General features: G+C 42.6%; 1 pseudogene. It reads right to left on the bottom strand.

Annotated features, from left to right (window positions below):
- Window positions 1-124 precede the first annotated feature (124 nt).
- A pseudogene (locus H5300_RS26695) lies at window positions 125-1,096 on the bottom strand (MFS transporter); the annotation flags it as partial.
- Window positions 1,097-1,261: the final 165 nt, after the last annotated feature.

Below are 1,261 nucleotides of genomic sequence, written 5' to 3'. Positions count from 1 at the left end.
TCAGTTTCATTGATAACAATATAGTTTTTATATTCGGGAAGAACAATATAGGGAAATCAAGTATTCTTCATGCTTATCAATATTTTGTAAAGCCCAATCAAGCTGCACAAATTACTGATTTCTATTGATAAGATTGGCTAAACAAGCCTGTTGCCGCGATGAACATGAAGTTCCAACCCACACCAAGCACAACCAAGGCCGCTCTGAAGTGCCAAATAGATTCGCCATGAATGTTAATCGCGATACAGACGACGAACAGAATCCCGCCTGCCAAGATCATCATTCTTGAGCCAAACCTCTCGATAAGTGATCCGGTAAAAAATGCAGGTACAAACATCCCCAGAACATGCCACTCAATCACGCCAGCAGCTTTAGTAAAGTCAAAACCACAGCCAATCATTGCCAATGGCGTTGCAGTCATCAAAATGTTCATTACAGCGTAAGCAACCATGGCAGCAAAGACCGCACCAATAAAGTTCGGTGCTTTAACGATCACACCTAAAGGATCGGCTTTGGGAGCCTGACTATTAAAAGAGACTTTAGGAAACTGAATGGTTTGTAAAATGAGTAACGCAAGAATGTTCAACCCAATCAAAGAAGCAAAAGCACCAATATACAAGCCATCTGCTGACCATTGTTGAGACATAATCGCCAAGTTTAGCCCCAATACTGCTGCTAAAACGCCACCAGCCATCGATATAGATATCGCTCGATGACGGGCATTTTCATCACACACCTCGATTGCAGCAAAGCGATAAAGCGTGCCAAAACCTATGCCTATCCCAAGTAAGAACGTGGCGAAACAAAACAGATAGAAATTTTGCTGAGACAGTGCGTAAGTGGCAAGGCTAGCCCCTGTAATGCCAACCACATTACCAATGCTAAATCCTCGCTTTCTCCCTAACTTGCCTGAAATTAGAGACGCAGGAATAGTGGCTGCCATTAAACCCAAAAACTGCAGTGCAACCGGCAAGGTAATCATGCTCACACTGGGCGCAATCTGCTTGCCGATCAAGCCAATCACAGAGATCAGTAATATGTTACCCGTCATCAACAAGGCCTGACACAGTGAGAGCAGCCAAACATTTCTATTCATCTTCGTTCCTAAATATGAGCACAGTTGGTCAATAGACCAAATAATCAACAAAGTCGCAACACTTTGTTACTCATAGCAACTCTACAAGTCGACCAATAGACCAATAGACCAATAGACCAATAGACCAATATAAATAGTTACTACCACATTGACTTTGATTAGCGT

Source organism: Vibrio sp. SG41-7 (assembly GCF_014164465.1).
Classification (GTDB): Bacteria; Pseudomonadota; Gammaproteobacteria; order Enterobacterales; family Vibrionaceae; genus Vibrio; species Vibrio splendidus.
Note: the sequence above shows the minus strand (reverse complement) of the source record. Positions and strands in the feature narration are given on the sequence as shown.